23 protein-coding genes are annotated in these 22,121 nt (G+C 36.9%); 12 read left to right on the top strand and 11 right to left on the bottom strand.

Going from position 1 to position 22,121, the window contains the following annotated elements; translation table 11 throughout:
* Positions 1 to 99: 99 nt before the first annotated feature.
* From moaA to OZP12_RS18665, 7 genes are all read right to left on the bottom strand, one after another.
* A complete protein-coding gene (moaA, locus tag OZP12_RS18635) occupies positions 100 to 1,107 on the bottom strand; it encodes a GTP 3',8-cyclase MoaA (protein ID WP_281226579.1) in 1,008 nt (335 codons plus the stop codon).
* The gene (gene moaCB / locus OZP12_RS18640) at positions 1,097 to 2,011 is read right to left on the bottom strand and encodes a bifunctional molybdenum cofactor biosynthesis protein MoaC/MoaB (RefSeq protein ID WP_281226580.1); all 915 of its coding nucleotides are present in this window, start codon (positions 2,009 to 2,011) and stop codon (positions 1,097 to 1,099) included. The genes moaA and moaCB overlap by 11 nt, the downstream gene beginning before the upstream one ends.
* Positions 2,012 to 2,460: 449 nt before the next feature.
* A complete protein-coding gene (locus OZP12_RS18645; RefSeq protein ID WP_281226581.1) occupies positions 2,461 to 2,907 on the bottom strand; it encodes a molybdenum cofactor biosynthesis protein MoaE in 447 nt (148 codons plus the stop codon).
* Between the two features lie 127 nt (positions 2,908 to 3,034).
* Positions 3,035 to 4,090: a HesA/MoeB/ThiF family protein gene (locus tag OZP12_RS18650; protein WP_281226582.1), complete on the bottom strand. Its 1,056-nt coding sequence runs from the start codon at positions 4,088 to 4,090 to the stop codon at positions 3,035 to 3,037.
* A 109-nt stretch (positions 4,091 to 4,199) separates the two neighbouring features.
* Positions 4,200 to 4,442 carry a MoaD/ThiS family protein gene (locus OZP12_RS18655; protein ID WP_281226583.1) on the bottom strand — a complete coding sequence of 81 codons (243 nt, stop codon included), beginning with the start codon at positions 4,440 to 4,442 and terminating at the stop codon, positions 4,200 to 4,202.
* Positions 4,439 to 5,008 (bottom strand): molybdenum cofactor guanylyltransferase, encoded by a 570-nt coding sequence (mobA, locus tag OZP12_RS18660; RefSeq protein ID WP_281226584.1) that lies wholly within the window; start codon positions 5,006 to 5,008, stop codon positions 4,439 to 4,441. The genes OZP12_RS18655 and mobA overlap by 4 nt, the downstream gene beginning before the upstream one ends.
* Before the next feature lie 8 nt (positions 5,009 to 5,016).
* Positions 5,017 to 5,346, bottom strand: coding sequence for a winged helix-turn-helix domain-containing protein (locus OZP12_RS18665; RefSeq protein ID WP_281226585.1), 330 nt, complete (start codon positions 5,344 to 5,346; stop codon positions 5,017 to 5,019).
* A 518-nt stretch (positions 5,347 to 5,864) separates the two neighbouring features.
* Between OZP12_RS18665 and OZP12_RS18670 the strand changes: the two genes are divergently transcribed.
* Positions 5,865 to 6,629 carry a DUF5995 family protein gene (locus OZP12_RS18670; protein ID WP_281226586.1) on the top strand — a complete coding sequence of 255 codons (765 nt, stop codon included), beginning with the start codon at positions 5,865 to 5,867 and terminating at the stop codon, positions 6,627 to 6,629.
* 315 nt (positions 6,630 to 6,944) lie between these two features.
* On the opposite strand, the gene glgA is transcribed toward OZP12_RS18670, so the two are convergent.
* Positions 6,945 to 8,171, bottom strand: a complete 1,227-nt coding sequence (gene glgA / locus OZP12_RS18675) for a glycogen synthase (protein ID WP_281226587.1) — start codon at positions 8,169 to 8,171, stop codon at positions 6,945 to 6,947.
* A gap of 379 nt (positions 8,172 to 8,550) precedes the next feature.
* Here glgA and OZP12_RS18680 point away from each other — a divergent pair, with 379 nt between their 5' ends.
* The 6 genes from OZP12_RS18680 (at position 8,551) to OZP12_RS18705 (ending at position 14,282) form a co-directional block, all read left to right on the top strand.
* Positions 8,551 to 9,663: an AI-2E family transporter gene (locus tag OZP12_RS18680; protein ID WP_281226588.1), complete on the top strand. Its 1,113-nt coding sequence runs from the start codon at positions 8,551 to 8,553 to the stop codon at positions 9,661 to 9,663.
* A gap of 502 nt (positions 9,664 to 10,165) precedes the next feature.
* Positions 10,166 to 11,098, top strand: a complete 933-nt coding sequence (locus OZP12_RS18685; RefSeq protein ID WP_281226589.1) for a T9SS type A sorting domain-containing protein — start codon at positions 10,166 to 10,168, stop codon at positions 11,096 to 11,098.
* 341 nt (positions 11,099 to 11,439) lie between these two features.
* On the top strand, positions 11,440 to 11,799 hold the full coding sequence (locus tag OZP12_RS18690; RefSeq protein WP_281226590.1) for a DUF1304 domain-containing protein: 360 nt from the start codon (positions 11,440 to 11,442) through the stop codon (positions 11,797 to 11,799).
* Positions 11,800 to 12,201: 402 nt separating this feature from the next.
* Positions 12,202 to 12,786, top strand: a complete 585-nt coding sequence (locus OZP12_RS18695; RefSeq protein WP_281226591.1) for a Crp/Fnr family transcriptional regulator — start codon at positions 12,202 to 12,204, stop codon at positions 12,784 to 12,786.
* Between the two features lie 105 nt (positions 12,787 to 12,891).
* The gene (locus OZP12_RS18700; protein WP_281226592.1) at positions 12,892 to 13,440 is read left to right on the top strand and encodes a carboxymuconolactone decarboxylase family protein; all 549 of its coding nucleotides are present in this window, start codon (positions 12,892 to 12,894) and stop codon (positions 13,438 to 13,440) included.
* A gap of 17 nt (positions 13,441 to 13,457) precedes the next feature.
* Positions 13,458 to 14,282 (top strand): oxidoreductase, encoded by an 825-nt coding sequence (locus tag OZP12_RS18705; protein WP_281226593.1) that lies wholly within the window; start codon positions 13,458 to 13,460, stop codon positions 14,280 to 14,282.
* Positions 14,283 to 14,528: 246 nt separating this feature from the next.
* Here OZP12_RS18705 and OZP12_RS18710 read toward each other — a convergent pair whose 3' ends face one another.
* A complete protein-coding gene (locus OZP12_RS18710) occupies positions 14,529 to 15,188 on the bottom strand; it encodes an HAD family hydrolase (protein ID WP_281226594.1) in 660 nt (219 codons plus the stop codon).
* A gap of 326 nt (positions 15,189 to 15,514) precedes the next feature.
* On the opposite strand from OZP12_RS18710, the gene OZP12_RS18715 reads away from it, so the two are divergent.
* Genes OZP12_RS18715 through OZP12_RS18730 form a run of 4 tightly spaced genes read left to right on the top strand, consistent with a single transcriptional unit; the run spans position 15,515 to position 18,695 of the window.
* Positions 15,515 to 16,681 (top strand): FAD-dependent monooxygenase, encoded by a 1,167-nt coding sequence (locus OZP12_RS18715; RefSeq protein ID WP_281226595.1) that lies wholly within the window; start codon positions 15,515 to 15,517, stop codon positions 16,679 to 16,681.
* 48 nt (positions 16,682 to 16,729) lie between these two features.
* A complete protein-coding gene (locus OZP12_RS18720; RefSeq protein ID WP_281226596.1) occupies positions 16,730 to 17,242 on the top strand; it encodes a GNAT family N-acetyltransferase in 513 nt (170 codons plus the stop codon).
* 53 nt (positions 17,243 to 17,295) lie between these two features.
* Positions 17,296 to 17,679: a ribosomal maturation YjgA family protein gene (locus OZP12_RS18725; protein WP_281226597.1), complete on the top strand. Its 384-nt coding sequence runs from the start codon at positions 17,296 to 17,298 to the stop codon at positions 17,677 to 17,679.
* 53 nt (positions 17,680 to 17,732) lie between these two features.
* Positions 17,733 to 18,695: a D-2-hydroxyacid dehydrogenase family protein gene (locus tag OZP12_RS18730; protein WP_281226598.1), complete on the top strand. Its 963-nt coding sequence runs from the start codon at positions 17,733 to 17,735 to the stop codon at positions 18,693 to 18,695.
* Here OZP12_RS18730 and OZP12_RS18735 read toward each other — a convergent pair.
* Positions 18,690 to 19,859 (bottom strand): molybdopterin molybdotransferase MoeA, encoded by a 1,170-nt coding sequence (locus OZP12_RS18735; RefSeq protein ID WP_281226599.1) that lies wholly within the window; start codon positions 19,857 to 19,859, stop codon positions 18,690 to 18,692. The two genes, OZP12_RS18730 and OZP12_RS18735, sit on opposite strands and share 6 nt — an antisense overlap.
* A 343-nt stretch (positions 19,860 to 20,202) precedes the next feature.
* On the opposite strand from OZP12_RS18735, the gene OZP12_RS18740 reads away from it, so the two are divergent.
* Positions 20,203 to 20,691 (top strand): DUF4890 domain-containing protein, encoded by a 489-nt coding sequence (locus OZP12_RS18740; protein WP_281226600.1) that lies wholly within the window; start codon positions 20,203 to 20,205, stop codon positions 20,689 to 20,691.
* A 106-nt stretch (positions 20,692 to 20,797) separates the two neighbouring features.
* On the opposite strand, the gene hemL is transcribed toward OZP12_RS18740, so the two are convergent.
* On the bottom strand, positions 20,798 to 22,084 hold the full coding sequence (gene hemL / locus OZP12_RS18745) for a glutamate-1-semialdehyde 2,1-aminomutase (RefSeq protein WP_281226601.1): 1,287 nt from the start codon (positions 22,082 to 22,084) through the stop codon (positions 20,798 to 20,800).
* Positions 22,085 to 22,121 lie beyond the last annotated feature (37 nt).

The raw sequence follows: 22,121 nt of genomic DNA on the forward strand, positions 1-22,121 counted from the left end.
TATTTCTCACGCAGATTTCGCAGATTCTCGCAGATTTTTTTTTTAGAAATTCATTAAAAACCTTACTCAATAGACTTTGTGAATCTTTGTGAAATAGCACTACCCCCCAATCTTAATCATACTTCTATTTTTCGAAAAAAGAAGCGGGTCTTGGAATTTAGCATCATTATCCATTCCGCCACGCATGGCGAATTTGGATTTTATATTTTGGAAGATAAGCGGTTCTATTGAATCTCCTGCTCTCAAGGTATCGAGCAAAGAAGTTTCAGTATTCGAAAACAAACAGTTTTTCAATTTTCCATCGGCGGTTAAACGAATACGGTTACAGGTACTGCAAAACGGATTCGTAACCGAACTGATTACCGAGAAACTGCCCTGATAACCTTGAATTTTATGATTTTTTGAAGTATCATTTGGTCTATCCTGCAAACGATTTACATTAGATTCAACATAAAAATCATTCACGTGCGAAAGTATTTCGGCATAGCTTACCAATTTTTCCTTATTCCATCGATTACCGTCAAAAGGCATAAACTCTATAAACCTAATCTGAATATTTCGTTCTTTGGTCAACTCAATAAAATCAACAATTTCGTTATCATTAAATCCTTTAATAACAACGACATTCAGTTTTACCTTGAAGCCGTTTCTTTCGAGCAAATCAATATTTTCAATGACTTTCTCAAAATAATTGCGACGGGTAATTTGATTGAATTTGTCTTGTTTCAAACTGTCAATACTCACGTTCAAAGTGGTAATTCCGGCCTCTTTGAAAGTATCTATAAATTCATGAACTAGGATTCCGTTGGTTGTTAAAGTCAGTACTACTCCAAGTTTTCCTAATTCTTCAATAATTTTTTTGGCATCTTTTCGGACCAAAGGCTCACCTCCTGTCAATCGGATTTTGTTGACGCCAAGTTTTACGAAAGTCTTTGCAATGGTAACAATTTCCTCTGCAGTCATCAGATGCGCTCTTGGTGTAAGCGCAATCCCCTCGGCAGGCATACAATACGTACATCTCAAATTACAATGTTCTGTAATCGAAATGCGGAGGTAATTGTGTACCCTTCCGTGGTGGTCCTGCATTGGATTTTTGTTATTTTCCATGGTTGAAACCATTTAATATTTTAAATAAATGCAATACCGAAGGAAAAACGGCATCCATCGATTCACTAGCTCCCGCTGTAGATCCAGGCAAAGCCATAATCAAAGTATCTCCTTTGAAACCAACAACGCTTCGGGATAACATTGCGTAAGGCGTTCTGTCTTGTCCGTAAGAACGAATTGCTTCCTCAATCCCCGGAATGCGACGGTCAAGCATTGGTATAATCGCTTCGGGAGTAACATCGCGATTGGACAAACCTGTTCCGCCGGTCAGAATAATCAAATCTTTATTGCCGGAACATAATTTGGTAATCGTTTCCTGAATATCGGCAACCTCATCCGGAATTACCGTATAATTCGAAACGGTCATTCCCATTTTTTTGACTTTATCCAAAATTACTTTTCCGGCTCTGTCTTCTTTTTTTCCACTAGCAACACTGTCCGAGCAAACGATCACCGCCACCGATAAATCCAAATTTTCTTTTACTCCATAATCCGATTTTCCTCCTTTTTTATGAAGTAGTTTTATAGTCGAAATTTCGACTTGTTTGTCGATAGGTTTTAGCATATCGTACATCGTCAATGCCACTATCGAAGCACCGTGCATGGCTTCTACTTCAACTCCTGTTCTGTAAATCGCTTTAACAGTTACTTTTATCAACACTGAATCATCGAGCAATTCGTATTCAATTCCGGTGAATTCAATGGGCATCGGGTGACAATCGGGAATCGAATTTGAAGTGTTTTTTACCGCAAACAAACCTGCAGTTCGTGCCACTTCCAATACATCGCCTTTAGGTACGGTTTTGTTTATAATAGCCTGCATTGTTTCAGCCGAACCTACTTTTACAATAGCCTGAGCTGTTGCGGTGCGCTGCGTAATTATTTTATGGGTGATATCTACCATTTAGATTTCAGATTTTTTATTAACGATTTTGGATTTTAGATTTACCTACTGCACGTATATTTTTTTGCCACGGATGGCACAGATTAAACGGATTTTTTACTGATTACATATTTTAAAACATTATTGTCTAATTAAATTTTTGTGAATAATCAACAGATCGCTACTCTGTAGCTTTATTAAAAAAAACATCTATGTTCTACAGACAGTTTGCTCCTAACGGAGCTATTTTAGTCCCATAGGGACACTCTGATTGTAGAAAAGAGAATTGATAAAAACAAGCTCCAGAGGAGCGACCTGTCAGTAAGTGCCATAAATATTGAGTTTAGAATTCTATTTATATTTTTGCCGGACAACAATGATTTTTAAAATTTATTAAAAATCATTTTCTATCCGTGTTTATCAGTTTTATCCGTGTCTCCCGATAGCTATCGGGAGTGGCCTATTTTTATTTATGTGTTTTTCTTCCAAATATAACTTTCGTCATCAAAAATTTCTTTTCCGAAAATCGCTGTTTTCTCTTTTATTTCTTCTACCAAAAACTCCAAAGCTTCATACACTACTTTTCGTCTTGGTGCTGAAACAAAGACAAACAAGCAAATTTCACCTGTTTTTACCAATCCCAAACTGTGATAAATATGCAGACAGGACAATTCATACTTTGCAAAAGCGGCTTCTCTAATTTCATAAAATGTTCGTTCTGCCATTTCTTCGTAGGCGGTATATTCAATTGCGGTCACCGTTTTACCGTCAATGACATCGGCACGAACCTGACCCAAAAAAATATTATGGGCGCCAATTGTGGTTTTACTTTGGTGTTTGGCAATCGAATTCCCGATGAACTCGGAGGTTATTTGTCCTTGAATAAAAGAACTTTTCTTTGGTTTCTCTGTTGACATATTTTTGTTATTGGGCCACGGATGACACGGATTAAACGAATTTTCGCCGATACTTTTTTTATCTGTGACTTCTATAGCCTGTTTTTAATTTTTTTTGATATTGTTATTGAATTTGCCATTGAGATTGCTATTGAAATTGATTTTTCAGCGATTCAATGCCTCTTCCCAAATGGAAAACACCGACAAATCCTGATTTCAGTAAATAATTCATAGCCTGCTGACTGCGTTGTCCTGTTTGACAGAACAACACTATTTCTTGATTTTTATCTAGTTTCTTACTATATTCTTCCAATTGTCCCAAAGGAATCCGAATAACATTCTCGCCTTTAAACTCAGGACTTTCTTCCAATTCCCGAACATCAATGACAACTATCCCCGACTGACTGCATTTTTCCAAGAAAGCTTCGGGGGTTAAATCTTCAATTACTTTTTTACTGTTCAAAAGCAAACTTCCGTTAATGATACTTTTTTCGACCGCTTTTGGATTTTTTGAAAAATTAATAAGCTGCGTTTGAAAATGAAGCCCATCATAATGCAACAATTTTCCAGACAACACTTCACCTATTTCCAATATTATTTTAAGCACTTCTGTAGCCTGAAACGTTCCTATCGTGTTGGGCAAAACTCCCAAAACTCCTGAAACAGCACAATTCGGTACTGTATTTAATCCTTCCTGCTCCGGAAACAGACAGCGGTAACTCGGCCCATTTTTATAATTAAAAACCGAAACCTGCCCTTCAAACTTATGGATTGAAGCATACACCATCGGAATTCTTTTGGCGGCAGCCACATCATTTATTAAATAACGTACAGTAATAGCGTCTGTGCAATCGACAATGATTTGATAATCATCTACAATTCGGATCGCATTTTGTGCCGTGAAAAACTCTGAAAAAGCTGTTACATTAATCTCGGGATTCAACTCCAAAATCACTTTCTTAGCTGTTTCGGCCTTACTGCTCCCACAATCTTTTAAAGTATATAATAATTGTCTGTGCAAATTGGTTTCGTCCACGACATCGCCATCAACAATTCCGATATTCCCTACTCCCGCCGAAGCCAAATTTTGCAAAACCGGACAGCCCAAACCTCCCGCACCAATTACTAAGATGCGTGCATCCTGCAATTTTTGCTGACCTGTTTCCCCAATTTCAGGGAGGATTATTTGTCTGGAATATCTCATTTAGTCAAGGATTTAAGAGTTTAAAAGTTTAAAATTGTTCAAGGGTTTAAAATTGTTTAAGGGTTTAGACGTTAAACTTTTAAACATTTTCTTAAACCTTTAAACATTTTTATCCTCCCGCGAACGGTGGCAAAAAAGCAACCACATCTTTGTCACTTATTTTGGTTTGCAAATCACTCATTGTTTGGTTGACCGCAATAGTGTAAGCTGTGTTTTGCATATTTTGATAACTGCTTTCTATTTTTGACTTTAATGTGGAAACCAAAATAGTCTCTTCATCAAAAGTGAATTGCTCCTCTCTCAATTTCGTGATATCGGCGAGTGACCCAAAATATTTTAGCGTTATGGTCATTTGATTAAATTTTGATATTCTTCTTTTGTATTTATATTTTGCACTTGATTACTCCATTTTTCAGGAACTTCAATCGTTTGGTGTTTGACATCTTCGATCACCTGTCGCAATTTTAACTGGTTTCCGGCCATGTGTTCACCAAAAACAATTCGCATTGAGCGGTCGTAAACCCCAATCAGCGGACTGGTTTTTTCTCCAATTTTTGTTTGCGTAACCATATATATTTCATCGTGGTTGTCAATCAGCCACTGTAATAATTCAGTAGTTACTAATGGTACATCAACACTCAAAACTAAATTGACTTTGGTTTTGGATTCTTTCAGTCCTGTGTAAAAACCGCCCACTGGGCCTTTGTTTTCAACTATGTCTTCCACTCGGGAAAAACCTAAAGCATCATACGCTGCATTGGCAGAAACAATCAAAATATTCGAACCTACGATAGGCTGTAAGGCCTCACAAATATGCTGAATGAATGTTTTTCCGTTCAAATCCAATAAGCCTTTATCGGTTCCCATTCGCTGGCTTTTTCCTCCAGCCAAAAGTATTGCTGTGATTTTGTTCTCCATAGTTTGATTTATAACGAATGTTTCTTGAGTTCGGCATCCAAAAATTCCCAACAGGCTACATTTATTTTTTCAAAAGACTCGATAAGTGATTTTCCGTAAGGAGTAATAACAGTCCCACCTCCTTTATTTCCACCTACTTGGGTTGCAATTAAGGGTTCTTTGGAAGCCTTGTTTGAAGCGTCGATTAATTTCCACGCTTTTTGATACGAAATGTTCATTTCCTTCGCCGCTTTATTGAGCGAACCCGTGGACTCAATCTGCTTTAACAACTGAATTCGTCCTTCGCTGATGAGAATTCCCTCATCGGTTTCAATCCAAATTTTACTTTTGATCCTCAAAGCCGGTTATTTTCGTTATACTTTTGCAAATATAACGAAATCCGTTTTTCAAAAAAAGATTAAAACGTCTTTATGATATATTTTTTGTTATAAAAAAATTGGCACGCAGATTTACGCAGACCTACGCAGATTTCTTTTTTCGATGATTGCAAAAATACCTCTTTAGCCCAATTACGTAAAGTCAAACTTTAATTCTTGCTCAAAGACGTAAGGTCGCAAAGTTCAAAACGAATTTCTTTGCGTCTTGGCGCCTTTGCGTGAATATGGTCTCGCAAAGGCGCCAAGACGCTAAGGATAGAGAAACTAATTATGAAAATACAATGTTGATTTTTAGCCCCGATCGCAGTGAAAATCCTCTTGTCCTGGTCCCGATAGTTATCGGGAAGGACAAGAGATTGAAACGAAGAGCGGGAGAATTCTTTCTGAAAACAACCAATTTTTCTGCTCCAAAAAAACAATGGCATCTGTTTTAAAAAATAAGTATATTCGCAATAATCTAACAGACTAACCAACTATAAATGAACATGAAGCAAGCCACAACCATTGATGAAGTCATACTGTTTTTGGACGAAATAATAGAAGCCGCCAAACTGGAACAAAGTCCAATAGGGTTGTTCCCCACGCTGTACCGAATTGTCACCCTAAAAATAAAAAGCGGAATCGTAAACGGTTCTTTTCAGAATTGTGAACGAATGGAAAAACTGGATGTAATTTTTGCCAACCGATATCTGAAGGCGTACTATGAATACAGGGCTAAGGGAAAACCATCAGAATGCTGGAAATTTGCTTTTCAAAAGACCGAAACGTACTGGCCTATTGTCCTTCAGCATTTACTTCTTGGTATCAATGCCCATATCAATTTGGATTTGGGAATTGCTTCGGCTCAGGTCAGTACTCCGCAAGATATTACCGATCTGAAATCGGATTTTGAACAAATAAATACGATACTCAGTGATTTGGTCGGAAGCGTTGAAAAAGGTCTTATCAAAATTTGGCCGACACTCACTTACATATTGAAATTATCGGGCAAAATAGACAATTTCTTTATTGATTTTAGCATGAAAACCGCGAGAGACGGTGCCTGGAAATATGCCAATGAATTTGTTCTGCTTCCGGAAAACCAAAGAGAAGCCTCCATACAGGAAAGAGACATAAAAATCTCCGAAATTGCGAAACTGGTTTCAAATCCGGGGTATTTAGTGAGCGGTGTTTTTAAATTTATACGTTTGTTCGAAAGAGGGTCTGTGGCGCAAAAAATCATTGATTTGAGCAAAATTGAGTGATTTTTTGGCCCACGGATGACACGGATTTATGCTGATTGACACGGATTCTTGCTTTATTTTTGACTCTGAAAAACTTATAAGACCCTAACCACAAGGTTCGCGAAAATTTGGCACGCCCCCGAAAGCTTTCGGGGTCGCAGATTCTCGCAGACTTTTTTAATCCGTGTAAAATCTGTTTTATCCGTGTCATCCGTGGCCGATTTAACCGCATAGGACACAAAGCTTTGCGATCATTGCGCCTGCCTTGCGAACTTTGCGGTTAAAAAATCAGCGTAAATCCGCTTTATCTGTGTCATCCGTGGCCCATCAAATTATCTAAGCAGTTTCTTTCTCAAATCGGGCGATGACTTCCTGATAATAATTATAAGTTGTTTTGGCTATTGACTCCCAACTGAATTTCTCTAAAACTCGTACACGTCCGGCTTTCCCCATAGCATCTGCCAATTCTTTGTGATCAAGTAGTAAATTTACTTTGTACGCAAAAGCTTTTTGAAATTCGGTTGGATTCAACGGATTAAAATTAGTCCTCGAAACACTTTCCAACGGAATCAAATATCCGGTTTCGCCCTCGACAATAATCTCGGGAATTCCGCCCACGTGACTTCCTACAACCGGTGTTTCGCAAGACATCGCTTCCAAGTTGATGATTCCGAAAGGCTCGTACAATGACGGACAGGCAAAAACGCGTGCATGGCTGTACAACACTTTGACTTTTTCACGTGGCAACATTTCCGAAATCAGGATTACCCCTTTTCTTTTTGCTTTCAGCTGATCGATAAGATTGGATGTTTCAATGGCAATTTCTTCGGTATCTGGAGCACCTGCGCAAAGAACGATTTGGCAATCCTCATTAAAATATTGGCACGCTTCAATCAATTGCGAAATCCCTTTTTGGCGGGTAATTCGTCCCACAAAAAGCACAAACGGAATATTCGGGTCGATTCCGTATTCTGCTAATAAAGTATTGTCAAAAGTAGGTTTGTAAAATTCAGGATCGATTCCGTTATGGATTACGGTAACTTTTTCAGGATCCACGCCATAGGCTTCGACCACATCAACTTTCATTTGTTCGCTAACGGCAATCACGCCATCCGCCGATTTATAAGCGTTCGTCTCAATCCATCGGGACATAAAATAACCGTTCCCCAACTGCTCCACTTTCCAAGGACGGTGCGTTTCCAAACTGTGGGTGGTCAATATCAACGGCACCTGTAACAATTCTCTCGTAAAAACACCCGCCAAATGCGTGTACCAAGTATGGCAATGCACAATGTCGGCCTTTGGCGTTGCCTGAGCCATTTCGACATTTCGGCTTAGGTTATGGAACATTTTGATGTGTTCGTTTTCCGGATCCACCATTTTGGTCAAGCAGGAATTTATCCCTTCCACGTGCATGGAATCGTTGTTAACTTTTTGGTCTCCAAAACACCGAACCTCAACCTGTCCCAACTTGGCCAATTCTTGGCTTAAAAAATCAATATGTACTCCTGCTCCCCCATAAATATTTGGCGGAAATTCGTTGGTATAAAGCGCTATTTTCATATAATACGATTTTATGATTTGTAATAGTTCGATATGAACGGATACTCTATTAACATCAAAGACAAATATAAATTAAACCAACTATTAACCTCACCCCCAACCCCTCTCCAAAAGAGAGGGGAGGTTATTGTACTAATTTACATTTGTATTTCATATAAAACATTAAAATGCCCCAAAATATCAATTTAGTAAAAATACGAAACCGCAATTTAATTCGTACGTAAACCAAGCATTATTTTACAACTATTTTTATGTTAAGATTACAAAAAAACTTAAACTTTCTGCAAAATACATCCAAATATACCATTGATAATTACCATATTTTAACTAGATTAGCATAATAAACCAAATATTGCTTATTAACCAAAACCGAAATAGTATGCAACAAAATAGCCCAACTTTCAATATTTTCAATTTCGAAAAAATTGCCGACATCATTATCCGCCTTGGTGTATTGTTTTTACTGATTGGCTGGTGTTATGATATCCTGAAACCCTTTGTTTTAATCATAGTTTGGGCCATTGTCATTGCTGTCGCCTTCAGTCCAATTTATGAAAGAGTAGTCAAATTATTTAAAGGCAAAAAAATATTGGTCACGATATTTGTCGCGTTAATTCTGCTTACTATTTTAGTTGTGCCTAGCGTACTCATAACACAATCTTTATACGAAGAAGTCAATAATTTTGCCCATTATTACCAAACCAATGAGCACTTAATTCCGCCTCCCGGAGAAACCACCAAAAATTGGCCAACAATAACAAAACCGATAGTCGAAATATGGGCATCGGCCTCCGAAGACCTTTCTAAAGTCGCACTTAAATATACAGAACAGTTAAAAACAGTCGGAGCATGGCTATTGCTTTCCTTAGCGGGAATCGGCAAAGGAATTTTGCAATTTATCGTATCGATTATTATTGCGATGGGACTGTTATTGTATTCCGAATCGCTAACCAAAGTATCAAAAAACATTTTCGTCAAACTTATCGGAAACAATGGCGAACACTACGCCGAAGTCACCGTAATCACCATTCGCAATGTCGTAAAAGGATTCTTGGGCGTAGCCTTGATTCAGGCGCTAATGATAGGCATTGGATTCTTTTTGGCAGGCGTTCCTTTTGCTGGAATTTTCACCATTATCTGTCTATTTCTAGCCATTATACAAGTAGGAATTGGCCCGGTTGCCATTCCGGTAGTCATTTATATGTATTCCGTAACCGATGCCACAACGGCAACAATACTAGCAATTTGGGTGGGAATCACGCTGATTTCCGACAATATCCTGAAACCCATTTTGCTAGGAAGAGGCAATCCTCCGGCACCAATGCTTGTGATATTCCTTGGCGCGATAGGCGGTTTCATTTACAACGGCTTCATTGGCTTATTCCTGGGAGCGGTAATCCTGACTTTAGGATATAAATTTTTCCTTTCATGGATAGACATGGAAAACGATGAACCCCAAATCGAAGAATTACAAACAGAGACCGAAGAATAGGATTTTGCGATTTCAATTTATTGTGCTAAAACTCATTTGGGCGTGCCCCCATTGAGAAAAGAGGCTTATTCTGCAATGCGGTTATACAGCCCCTTTCCTCAATGCGGTCGGGCTGTACGCGTTACAAGGTAACTTGCTCCCATCCCTCACGCGAGGAACTGCATACGTGAGGTTTTCCAATTAATAATTTGTAAATAAATATTTATAAATTAATTAAATTATATAAATATTTATTTATAAATTAGCTAAGCCAACAACAGGAGCTTTTATTACACAGAGCGGCCCTCTAATATTAGTGTATCAGTATAATTTTCAGACAAACAACCTGGAAGAAATAACACCTTTTAAATAGATAAAATTATTTAATAAAACTTTAATTTAAGACACATGAATAATTCAGATTAATAATGCAACATCACTTTTTGAATTACATCATAGTCGGAATAGCCGAAACAGCGACTTAAAACTAACTGAAAGTAGGTAGATTTAATTTATTTAAATTATGAAATTTTTTAAATTCCTTTTTATTATTCTTTCTTTGAATTCGTTTGCTACATTTAGTCAAGCAATATCAAATGGCTCCACTTTGACAGTTACAGATTTGACCGGAAGTTACGTTTATTATGAACACAATATCAGTTTATCTGGCGCATTCGTAAGTGCTTTAGGTTCAGGCGCACCTTTAAATACTCCGGTTATAATTAAAATAACTTCAAATGGTACTAGTATTAGTCCTTATTTTATTACTGGTGACTTAAATGGGACCTGTGACACTTTTTTAAGTGGAAGTATGAACTCTACTAACAATCAATTTACAACAACTTTGAGTTGTTCAGGCTCAATAGCTGAAGGTTATGCAAATGGCATACGTTTTAACATCCCAATAAAATGTGCAACTGATGGTGGAAGTACCGGAACTGATTGCATAGAATATAACATTTATACTTCTTGCGATCTTTATTGCATTTCCTTCTCTCTTCAGTCAAATAATGAATTATGTAGAAAAAAAAATTATACCGCAGTAATAAATTTTACTGATCATACATCAACTACAATAAATGTAAATTTTGCGTCAAATAATACAATATTCTGCTTCCCAAAAGCTATCAGCACTTTAGGTTCCTCAACTTTTTCGAATTGTAACTGCGGAGTTAGTCAGTTACTAAAACAGTCAACTAATTCAAAAAAAACAGACTTAACAGAGGGACAAGAAATAATTATTTCGCCTAATCCAACAAATTCAATAATTAAATTTTCAGGAGCAAATTTAGACAAATACAATGTTTCTATATTTGATGCGAATGGAAAAATAATTATAAAAAACTCAAAAATTAATAGCGAAATTAGTCTAGAGAAACAAACAAAAGGTATTTACATTTACATTATTGAAGGCGAAAATGGATTTAGACAAGAAGGTAAAATACTTAAAGAATAATTGAAATAGTAAGTTATTTTTATAAGAGTTTCTGGCAATGCAAGAAACTCTTATTTATTTTTAATACAAATTATAGAATAAAACTAAAACAATACCAACAATCACTCTCCACAAAGTCACCCTACCTTGCGGATCTCAGAATGTTACTAAAATCATCCATAAAAGAATGGCATTGTCTATATTTATTCTATTTTTAGTCAACTAGGTTGTAGTTGCTTGAGGAAAATACCAACTAGAGCTTATCCTTTTAACTGTATAACTTTTCCTCTTATTATTAAAATTTTTAAGTATTTTTGAAAAAATACAACAAAAGGTTTTTTTTATAACAAATACCAAAATTAATGGAAATAGCTGCTAAAATTTTAATAGGACTAATTGCTTTAGAGCATTTTTACTTTTTGTATTTTGAAATGTTTGCTTGGGAGACCATAGGCAAAAAAACGTTTAAATCTTTACCCGAACATTTATTCAAACCGACAAAAGGTTTAGCCGCCAATCAAGGGCTTTACAATGGTTTTTTAGCCTCGGGCTTAATCTGGACATTTTTTATTTCAGATGTAATTTGGTCCAAAAACATAGCACTTTTTTTCTTGATTTGTGTTGTAGTTGCCGGAGTTTATGGAGCAATAAGCGTTAGCAAAAAAATATTTTTCGTTCAAGCTTTACCTGCTATTTTAGCGATAATTTCTTTAATGAGCTAAGTCAATTTAATGAATAACATTTTTATTAAAATCCGTTAGGCGAAATTTAAAATAAATAAAAAATGAACCACATAGAGAAACATAGATTTATAATTAATTGTCCTAGAATAAATAGATAATAGCACTATTTTTCACATAGATTGACTATGTGAAAAATAAAATGCCTATCAAATTCTTTTAAACACTAGAAAATTCTATGTTTCTATGTGGTTAAAAATAATTTCGCCCAACGGGTTATTAAAATTATTTTCTTTTCTTTTAATTCCAAATTTGTACTTTAGATCTTCATCAAAGCCTACGGCCTGTCTCTTGCTCCCGCAAGGCACACACTCGATACAAGAGAACGCTGTGCATAATGATATGACTATAACTAACCCATAAAAGACATCAACAGACGTGTAAATGACAGAAAAAATAGTTGAATACATAGAGAAATTTGTAAAACTGACAGACAAAGAAAAACAGCTGATTGGTTCTTGCTTCAAAGAAGTAAAAATCAAAAAGCGACAATTCATTGTCCAACCCAATTTTACGGCAAAATACAGACACTATGTTTACAAAGGTGCATTTAGAGCATACGTTACGGCTGACGACGGACAAGAGCACACCATTAACTTTGCCATAGATGATTGGTGGATTACGGATTACAACAGTTATATTTTTCAGCAGCCGGCGACAATGTTTGTAGTTGCGCTTGAAGACAGCATCATTTTGCAAATTGACTTCGAAACTGAACAAGAAATTAAAAGACAAAACCACAAGTTTGAGACCTTTTTTAGGATAATTGCAGAACGTGGACTTGCATTTCAACAGCGCAGAATAATTTCAAATCTTACACAAACAGCGGAAGAACGTTATGAAAATTACGTTTCAAAATATCCTCAAATAGTTCAAAGAGTGCCTCAATATGCTTTGGCTTCGTTTTTAGGAATGACAACCGAATTCTTGTCAAGAATTAGAAACAAAAGGATTTCCAAAAAAAGTTGAACTACATCAACCAAATTTCCTAAACTACTTCATTTTTAATCGTTGTAAGTCGTCTCATTTTTGCAATGTCAATAATGACAAACAACAATTTTAAATAAAAGTAAAATGTCAACATTACAAAAAAGAACTTTCACCGTTCCTACAAGATCACAAGTATCTGCAAACAATCAAGCAATTTTTGATAACCTACAAAAAGGTATAGGTTTTGTCCCGAATCTGTATGCCTACTATGCAAAAAATGAAACGGCACTGGATGACTATCTTACTTTACAAAATCGAAAGAGTACTTTACGAGCCAAAGAAAGAGAAGTGATTAACTTGGTAACGAGCCAAATTAACGACTGTCGTTACTGCCAATCGGCACACACAGCATTAGGAAAAATGAATGGTTTTACAGATGAACAAATCGTTGAAATTCGTAAAGGTTCAGCATCGTTTGACAGCAAGTTAGACGCATTAGTAAAGTTTGCGGCATCAGCAGTTGAAAATCGAGGCAGAGCAACCGAAGAAAGTAAGGAAGCCTTTTTTGCAGCAGGATATGATGAAGCCAATATGATTGATGTGGTAATGGTTATTGGCGACAAAATAACGAGCAACTACCTACACAACCTCACTGGATTTGAAATTGATTTTCCTTTGGCTCAACTCCTTTAATCTTAAAAAAACATTTAATGAAAATTTGGTTCATCACAGGAATTTCAAGCGGTTTGGGCAAAGCACTTGCCCAAACCGTTATTGACAAAGGCGATTTTGTCATTGGTACATTTCGTAATCAATCACAGACAGACAGTTTTAACAAACAACACAAAGACAAAGCACTTGCATTGACTTTGGATATTACAAACCCCAACGAAATTGAAAAGGCAGTTAAACTTGTAACTGAAAAGTTTGGACAAATTGACGTACTTGTAAATAATGCCGGTTATGGACTTGCTGGTGCTATTGAAGAAACAAGCACAGAAGAAACAAGGGCCGTTTTTGAAGCCAATTTCTTTGGTGCTTTAAAAATAACACAGTCTTTCTTGTCTCTTTTCAGAAATCAAAAAAGCGGGCACATCATTCAAATTTCTTCGCACGGTGGCTTTAAAGCCTTTGCCGGTTTTGGAGTTTACAACGCAAGCAAATTTGCGTTAGAAGGTTTTAGTGAAGCATTGGCACAAGAACTTGCACCACTTGGAATTAAGGTAACGATTGTAGAACCCGGCCCTTTCAGAACCAACTTTGCGGGAAGCGGTTTCAAAATTGTTGAACAAACAATTGCTGACTACGATACAACGGCGGCTGTGTTTAGAGAAAAGATAAAAAGTGTGGATGGCAAACAAGAAGGCGACCCAAAAAAAGCGTCCAAAGCCATTTATGACATCACCAATTCACTTACGCCTCCTTTGCGCCTACCCCTCGGAAAAATCGCTTTACTTTCATTGACTAGCAAATTGGAAAGCGTTAAAACTGACCTTGAAAATTTTAAGGACATCGCAGAAAGTGTAGTTTTTTGAAGGTGAGCAAAAGCATATAACTTCGTCGGGTAAAAGGCTTCACACGATAGTCCCTCCGGATTGGCAATTTTGTGGATTACTGGAATCTAAGAAAAATCATTATGAAAAACTAAACCTATAAACTAGCCCTGATAGTAGTGGAAATCCTTGTGAACCGGGGTTCGGTACAAGAGATTGTAGTGAAAAGCGGGACAACTGTTGATGAAATATCAAAAATTTCTGCTCCTTAAAAAAATCAAACTCCAATTAACTGTTCAATAATTCCAAAATCTTGTCCACATTTACATCGCTGTAATCGTTGATATAGAAGTTGCATGGTGGCAATTGTTCTTTGGTATGCGAGCTCAAAACGCCTACCACTTTCATTCCGGCATTTAGAGCCGCTGTAACCCCCGAAAAAGAATCTTCGAAAACCACACAGTTGGATGGGGAAACACCTACACGTTCTGCCGATTTTAGATACACTTCCGGATTGGGTTTATGTTGTTGTACGTCTTGACTTGCCATCATCGAATCCATTTTATCTTCGATTTTTAAGGCATTAATAATCAAATCGAGATTCGCACGCGGAGCCGATGTCGCAACGGCGGTTTTGAAACCACGGGATTTAAGTTGCTCCAAAAACGCTAGATAATGCGGAATGGTTTCTACTTTGTCTTTATAAATTTCACGAAACATCGATTCTTTTTCGTCTTCCAATTGTTTGAGTTCTTCTCCGGAAATGGGACGCTTAAAGAAATACGTCATGATATAACCATTGTGTTTTCCGTACATATGATCCTCAAATTCTTGTTGGGTGTGAGGAATTTGGTACTTGTCGAAGAATGCTTCAAAAGCTTTGCCATGATCCGGATTGGTGTGGCAGATTACACCATCCATATCAAAAATTACACATTGCTGCTTCATTATATTTGCTATTATTTTAAAAGACCGCAAAGATACAACCATTTGCATTTTCTTGAAGCCTAAATACGGAAACAAAATTTAATCTCTTTAGGTTTAATTCCTCGAAGCTCTGCTTCGGTTTTTTTTGCCACAGATTCACAGATTAAAAAGGATTTCTAAAAATCTCAGGTTACTATTTTACTAATACCTCTGGGCTCTGCCCTGAGGTAGTTTATTTTTTACCGCCCTTGATGAATCTATTTTCATTGACTGCAAAGCAATTCTTTCACTATATTTGATACACTAAGCTGACCATCTATATAATTTTTGAAGAAACAAGTAGCGAAATGAATCGAAAAACAAATATTGTTATTTTGGGTGCCGGTGTTGGCGGGTTAACCACTGCAATTGCTTTACGTCAAAAAGGATTTGAAAACATAGCCATTTATGAACAAAGAAAAACGGCAACTACAATTGGTGCGGGCATCATACTATGGGCAAATGCAAGCAAAATTCTCGACAAACTGAATTTATTGACTGAAGTACAAAAAATTGGAGGCCAAATAAAACAAATGGAGCGCTGGACTGATAAAGACGATTTTCTTGGATCCATTAATGTTTCTACGATTGATTCAGCAATTGGTGCTAACAGTTATTCGGTGAGTAGAAAGGAACTTCAAGAAATTTTATTGAAAAAAACCAACGATCTAAAAATCCCCATTTCTTTTAATCACAAAGCCCTACAACTATCTTGCAAAGACAATAAAGCGACTGTTTTGTTCGACAATGGAATTGAAATAAAAACAGATGTCGTGATTGGTGGAGACGGAAGAATGAATTCGGTTGCAAGACAGTATGTCAATGGAGACAACAAGCCTATTTATCAGAATTTTGTAAACTGGATAGGAATCGTAGAAAGCGACAAACCTATTTTTTCAAAGACCGATACTGTTTTAGATTTTTGGGGTTGCGGAGAACGTTTTGGAATCGTCCCTATAAATGAATTCAAAGGATATTGGGCTGGCGGTAAATCGTTACCTCTAAATTCAGCTTTTGAAAACGCTAACAATAAAAATGATTTATTGAACTTATTTGCTTCGTGGTCTCCAAAAATTGAAAAAATCATTCGGTTAAGCGCTGAAGAAAACATCAAGTATATTGAGGTGTTTGACCACAACCCAATTTCAAAATGGCACGAAGATAATGTATGCCTGATTGGGGATTCGGCACATGCCGCATTGCCTACATCCGGACAAGGCGCATGCCAAGCCATAGAAGATGCATGGGAATTTGCAACCGCTCTGGAAGAAGCAAAAACACAGGAAGAAGCATTTGCAATATTTCAAAAAAACAGACTGAATAAAACAACCGCCATCACAATGGCCGGAAGAGAATTAGCCAAATCTATATTTAATGAAGATCCCATATTTTGCAGTTTCAGAAATGAAAACGCAAAAAAGACAGATTATAATCTTGCTGCCAAGAATATTGCCCAATTATGGTCTTTGAAATAAAAATGTTTTAGATACTTTTATGAACTAAAAAAACAAACAACCATAAAAATGAATTATTTCTTTAGAAAAGCCACAGCTTCTGAAATCCCTGCGATATGGGAGATTTTACAACAGGCAATTGCCCGCAGAAAAGAAGACGGCAGCGAACAATGGCAGGACGGTTATCCAAATCCGGAAGTGGTGCAAAAAGACATTGAAAGAGGAGCTAGCTTTGTTTTGGTCGATGGCGAAACCATTATGGGATATTGCGCCGTATTGATTAACGACGAACCTGAATACGCCAAAATAAAAGGCAAATGGTTATCGAATACTGATTTTGTTGTATTTCACCGCATAGCAATTTCTGAAGCGTATTTAGGTAAAGGGCTCGCCATAGAAATCATGAAACAGATTGAAGAGTTTGCCCTAAGCAATAACATCTACAGCGTTAAAGCAGACACTAATTTTGACAATATTGCCATGCTAAAAATCTTTGAAAAACTGGGTTACAGTTATTGTGGCAAAGTATATTTTAGAGGAGGTGAAAGAGAAGCATTTGAAAAATTGCTTATTAAAGAGTAAATAAAACTCATTCAAGAAAAAAAGCACAACAACGTCAAAGCCCACATCACACCATGCTAACATTCAATAAAACCTATTTCATTTTCACCATCCTGATTTTTTTGGTGGAAGTTTTTATTGCCCTTTTTGTAAATGATAGTTTTGTAAGGCCGTATCTCGGGGATGTTTTGGTGGTGATTTTAATCTATTGTTTTATAAAATCGTTTGTAAAATTACCTGTTTTGCCTGTTGCCGTTTTTGTGCTGATTTTTGCTTTCACAATTGAATTTCTTCAATTTTTAAATATTGTCGAAAAACTGCATTTGCAACAATCTAAAATTGCCCGAACCGTCATAGGAACATCCTTCTCATGGATTGACTTACTGACCTATATTATCGGGATTGCCATTGTTATTCTTGCCGAAAAATATTGGCTCAAGAAAGAAATCAAAGATTAAATTAATTTTATAAATTAGTTATCGGGTATTTTTTAAATCAATTCCGAAACCAAATGAAAATAACCATACTAGACGATTATCAAAACGCAATTGAAAACCTAGACTGTTTTAATTTACTCGAAGGTCAAGACGTTCAAATACTTCATAAAACTGAAAGAGATCCTCAAAAACTTTCCGGATTATTAAAAGACTCCGACATAATAGTCCTGACACGGGAAAGAACCGAAATCACTAAGGAGTTGCTTGATTTGTTACCCAATCTAAAACTGATTAGCCAAACAGGCAAAATATCCAACCATCTGAATTTAAAAGAATGTACCTCCCATAAAATTGCCGTTGCTGAAGGAATTGGTTCGCCCATTGCCCCAGCCGAATTAACATGGGCATTGCTAATGAATACCATGAGACAAATTCCCCAAGCGATTGAAGCTATGAAAATGGGTAAATGGCAAACGAATATTGGTTCTACAATTCATGGTAAAACAATTGGTATTTGGGGTTATGGAAAAATAGGTCAAAAGATAGCACAATATGCCAAAGTTTTTGATGCCAAAGTTTTGGTTTGGGGAAGCAAAAACTCAAGAAACAAGGCCATTGAAGACGGATTTAACAGCGCCAACTCCAAAAAAGAATTCTTTGAAACCGCCGATATTATTACCCTACATTTGCGTTTAAATGAAGCTACAAACGGTATTGTAAAGGAAAGTGATCTTTTGCAAATGAAAAAAAACTCGATTCTTATCAATACCGCTCGGGCTGAATTGATTGAAAAAGGAGCTTTAATTTCTGCCTTAAAACAAGGAAAACCAGCCTTCGCAGGATTGGATGTTTATGAAGAAGAACCAATTTATGATTCTAATTTTGAACTGTTTCAAATGACCAATGTAGTTTGCACACCGCATTTAGGCTACGTAGAAAAAAACGGTTACGAACTGTATTTTGGAAAAGCATTTGAAAATGTAATCAATTATATAAACGGAAACCCAACAAATATTGCCAATCCGGAGGTTTTATAACAAATACACTTCAACCTTATCCCCTTTTTTCAATTCATAATGTCCGTGCGGAACATAAACCAGTCCGTTGGAAACTGAAAAAGAATTGAGCATAGAGGAATTTTGATGGCTTAGAACTTCTGCTTCACCATCGTTGATGCTGGCTTTCAAAAACTGACAACGAGTGTTTTTTACTTCATAATCGTGAGCTAATGAAACCATAACGGCCTGTTGGTAATTCGCTTCAGCTCCAGACATGATAGCCAGCGTTGGTAAAACATAAACATAAAAACAAGTCAGGCAGGCAGCAGGATTTCCGGGCAAGGCAAAAACCATCTTATTGTGCAATTTACCCGCAAACAAAGGCTTCCCCGGTTTTTGATTGACTTTGTAAAAAAGAGTCTGCACTTGCAATTCTTTTAAAGCACGAGCCACAAAATCATAATCCCCGACCGATATTCCGCCAGAAACCAAAACCAATTCGTTGCATGTTAAAGCGTCATTTAGTTTGTTTTTGGTATTTTCAAAATCATCATTGACTTCATACAAAGTCACCGCATCATAATAGGCGTCCAACAAAGCTGATTGCAGCATAATTCCGTTGCTTTCATACACTTTTCCGTGTTCGAGCGGCAAGCCCGGTTTGGTAAGCTCATTACCTGTCACCACAATACCAATCTTGGGCATTTGAAAAACCTTTACATGTGTAAAACCAAGTCCAGCCAAAAATCCAATTGCAGCGGCGTTTAGCAAAGTTCCTTTTTCAAGTGCCAAATCCCCTTTCGAAATCTGTTCGCCGATAGGTCGCACATTTGTTTCGGGTTGTACCAATTCGTCCAGCAATAATTGAGTTCCATTTGCAGAGACCTTCTCAATCTGAATTACAGCCTGAGCCGAATCCGGTACGGCTGCTCCGGTAAAAATCTTTACGGCTTGCCCCGGAAGCAATTGGACCAAATGCGAATCACCTGCTTTTACTTCGCCAACAATTTCATAAACCAAATCATTGTGCAGGCATAAAGCATAACCGTCCATCGCCGATTGGCGAAAAGGAGGCATATTGATTGGTGATGAAAGAGATTCGGCCAAAATATGTTTTCTAGCTTGAAAAAGAGGATATTCTACTTTGTGTAAAGCAGGCAAATTATGTTCTAATATTGAAAAAGCTTCTTGAACGGATATCATGCGTTTATTTTTAATAATTTCAAAATCTGAGTTTGATCTTAAATTCTTATTTTTGAGATAATTGTAAAAAAGCAGAATGTTGATCTTTAGCCCCGATAGTAACGAAAATCCTCTTGTACTGGTGTTCAGTACAAGAGATTGTAGCGAAAAGCGGGAGGATACTTGTAAAAAACAACAAATGTTCTGCTCCAAAAAATAATAATCGAACTCAAGTTCAAAAATACAATTCGAAAATGATTAAACCGAAACTTATCTATTGAAATAAAAAATAAATATTAGTAATTTAGTTAAACCTTTGAACTTTAAATCAGTCTTATAACGATAATCTAAAAACTCACAAACTATGAAAAAATTAATTATTGCCTTAGTATTAGGCATAGGAATGACTTGCATGGCTCAAGAAACACCAGCAAAACCAAACAGAGGAGACAGAGGTCAAATGCAAAACATGACTCCTGAACAACGTGTTCAAAAACAAGTTGAAAAAATGACCAAGGATTTAAGCTTGGACGCAAAACAACAAGAAGCTGTAAGTCAACTTTTGACAGAGAAAAGCAAAAAAATGCAAGACGCCAGAGCTAAAAGATCAGGTGGTGGACAAATGACTGATGATGAAAGAAAAGAAATGAGAACTGCAATGCAAGCCGAAAGACAAGATACTGACACAAAATTGAAAGCTATTTTGAATGCTGATCAATTCAAAAAATATTCTGAACAAAGAGCTCAAAACGAAGACCGAATGAGAGAAAGAATGCGTGAAAGAAGAGATGACGGTGGTTTTGGAGGAAATAATGGCGGCGGTGGTTTCGGCGGAGACGGAGGAAACAATTAATAGCATCCCGCTTATTTGAACAATAATCAAAAAGAAAAATTCCACTCATTTATACCAATTAAGGTTGGATAAACGAGTGGAATTTGTGTTTTATGACTTAACGTTTCTAGAACGTTTTTGAAACTTTATCAATCGCCCGGATGGTAAAATCCAAGTCCTCATAAGTCAGTGCATCAGTGATGAACCAGGTTTCATAAGCTGATGGAGCGATATAAACTCCCTCGGCAACCAATCCGTGGAAGAATTTCTTAAAGGTTTCATTATCCCCATTTGCTGCTGTTTGAAAATCGGTTACCGGATTAGCATCAAAATGAACCGAAATCATTGAACCCACTCTATTGATAGTAAAAACAACATTATTGGCTTTCAAAACTCTTTCGATTCCCGCTGCTAAATAAGCTGTTTTTTCTTCTAGTCTTTTGAAAATTTCACGATCAGTATCCAATGCCTGCAACATAGCTAATCCAGCAGCCATCGCCAACGGATTCCCCGACAAAGTTCCTGCTTGATAAACAGGCCCCAATGGTGCCAGGTAATTCATAATTTCTTCTCTTGCCGCAAAAGCACCAACTGGCAATCCTCCACCGATTACTTTTCCGAAACAAACGATATCGGCATTAATATTTAATAATTCCTGAGCTCCACCTCTTGCCAATCTAAAACCAGTCATTACCTCATCAAAAATTAGCAGAATTCCGTTTACTGTACACAACTCGCGCAATCCTTCCAAAAATCCTTTTGCAGGTGGAATGCATCCCATATTTCCGGCAACAGGCTCGATGATTATTGCGGCAATTTCATTTTTATTGGCTTCGATCAAAGTCTTTACATTATCCAAATCATTGTATTTGGCAAGCAAAGTATCTTTGGCCGTTCCTGCCGTAACTCCCGGACTATTTGGAGTTCCAAAAGTAACTGCACCACTTCCCGCTTGTATTAAAAACGAATCAGAATGTCCATGGTAGCAACCAGCAAATTTTATGATTTTATCTCTTTTTGTAAATCCGCGAGCCAAACGCACTGCACTCATACAGGCTTCGGTACCCGAATTCACAAAACGGATTTTATCAATATTTGGCACCATAGAAACTGCTAAAGCTGCAATTTGAGTTTCTAATTCGGTTGGCATTCCGAAAGAAGTTCCCAGTTTTGCCTTTTCAACAACAGCTTTTACTACAGGTTCGTATGCGTGACCTAAAATCATTGGCCCCCAAGAATTGATATAATCGATTAATCGGTTTCCGTCTTCGTCAAGTAAATAGGCTCCTTTGGCACTTTTTACAAATATTGGTGTTCCTCCCACGGCTTTGAAAGCCCTTACCGGCGAATTTACTCCTCCCGGAATTACTTTTTCTGCTTCAGCAAAAAGCTGACTGCTTCTTTGGTATATCATTATGATTCTTGATTTTAGATTTTTGACTTTAGATTGG

Source organism: Flavobacterium aquiphilum (assembly GCF_027111335.1).
Classification (GTDB): Bacteria; Bacteroidota; Bacteroidia; order Flavobacteriales; family Flavobacteriaceae; genus Flavobacterium; species Flavobacterium aquiphilum.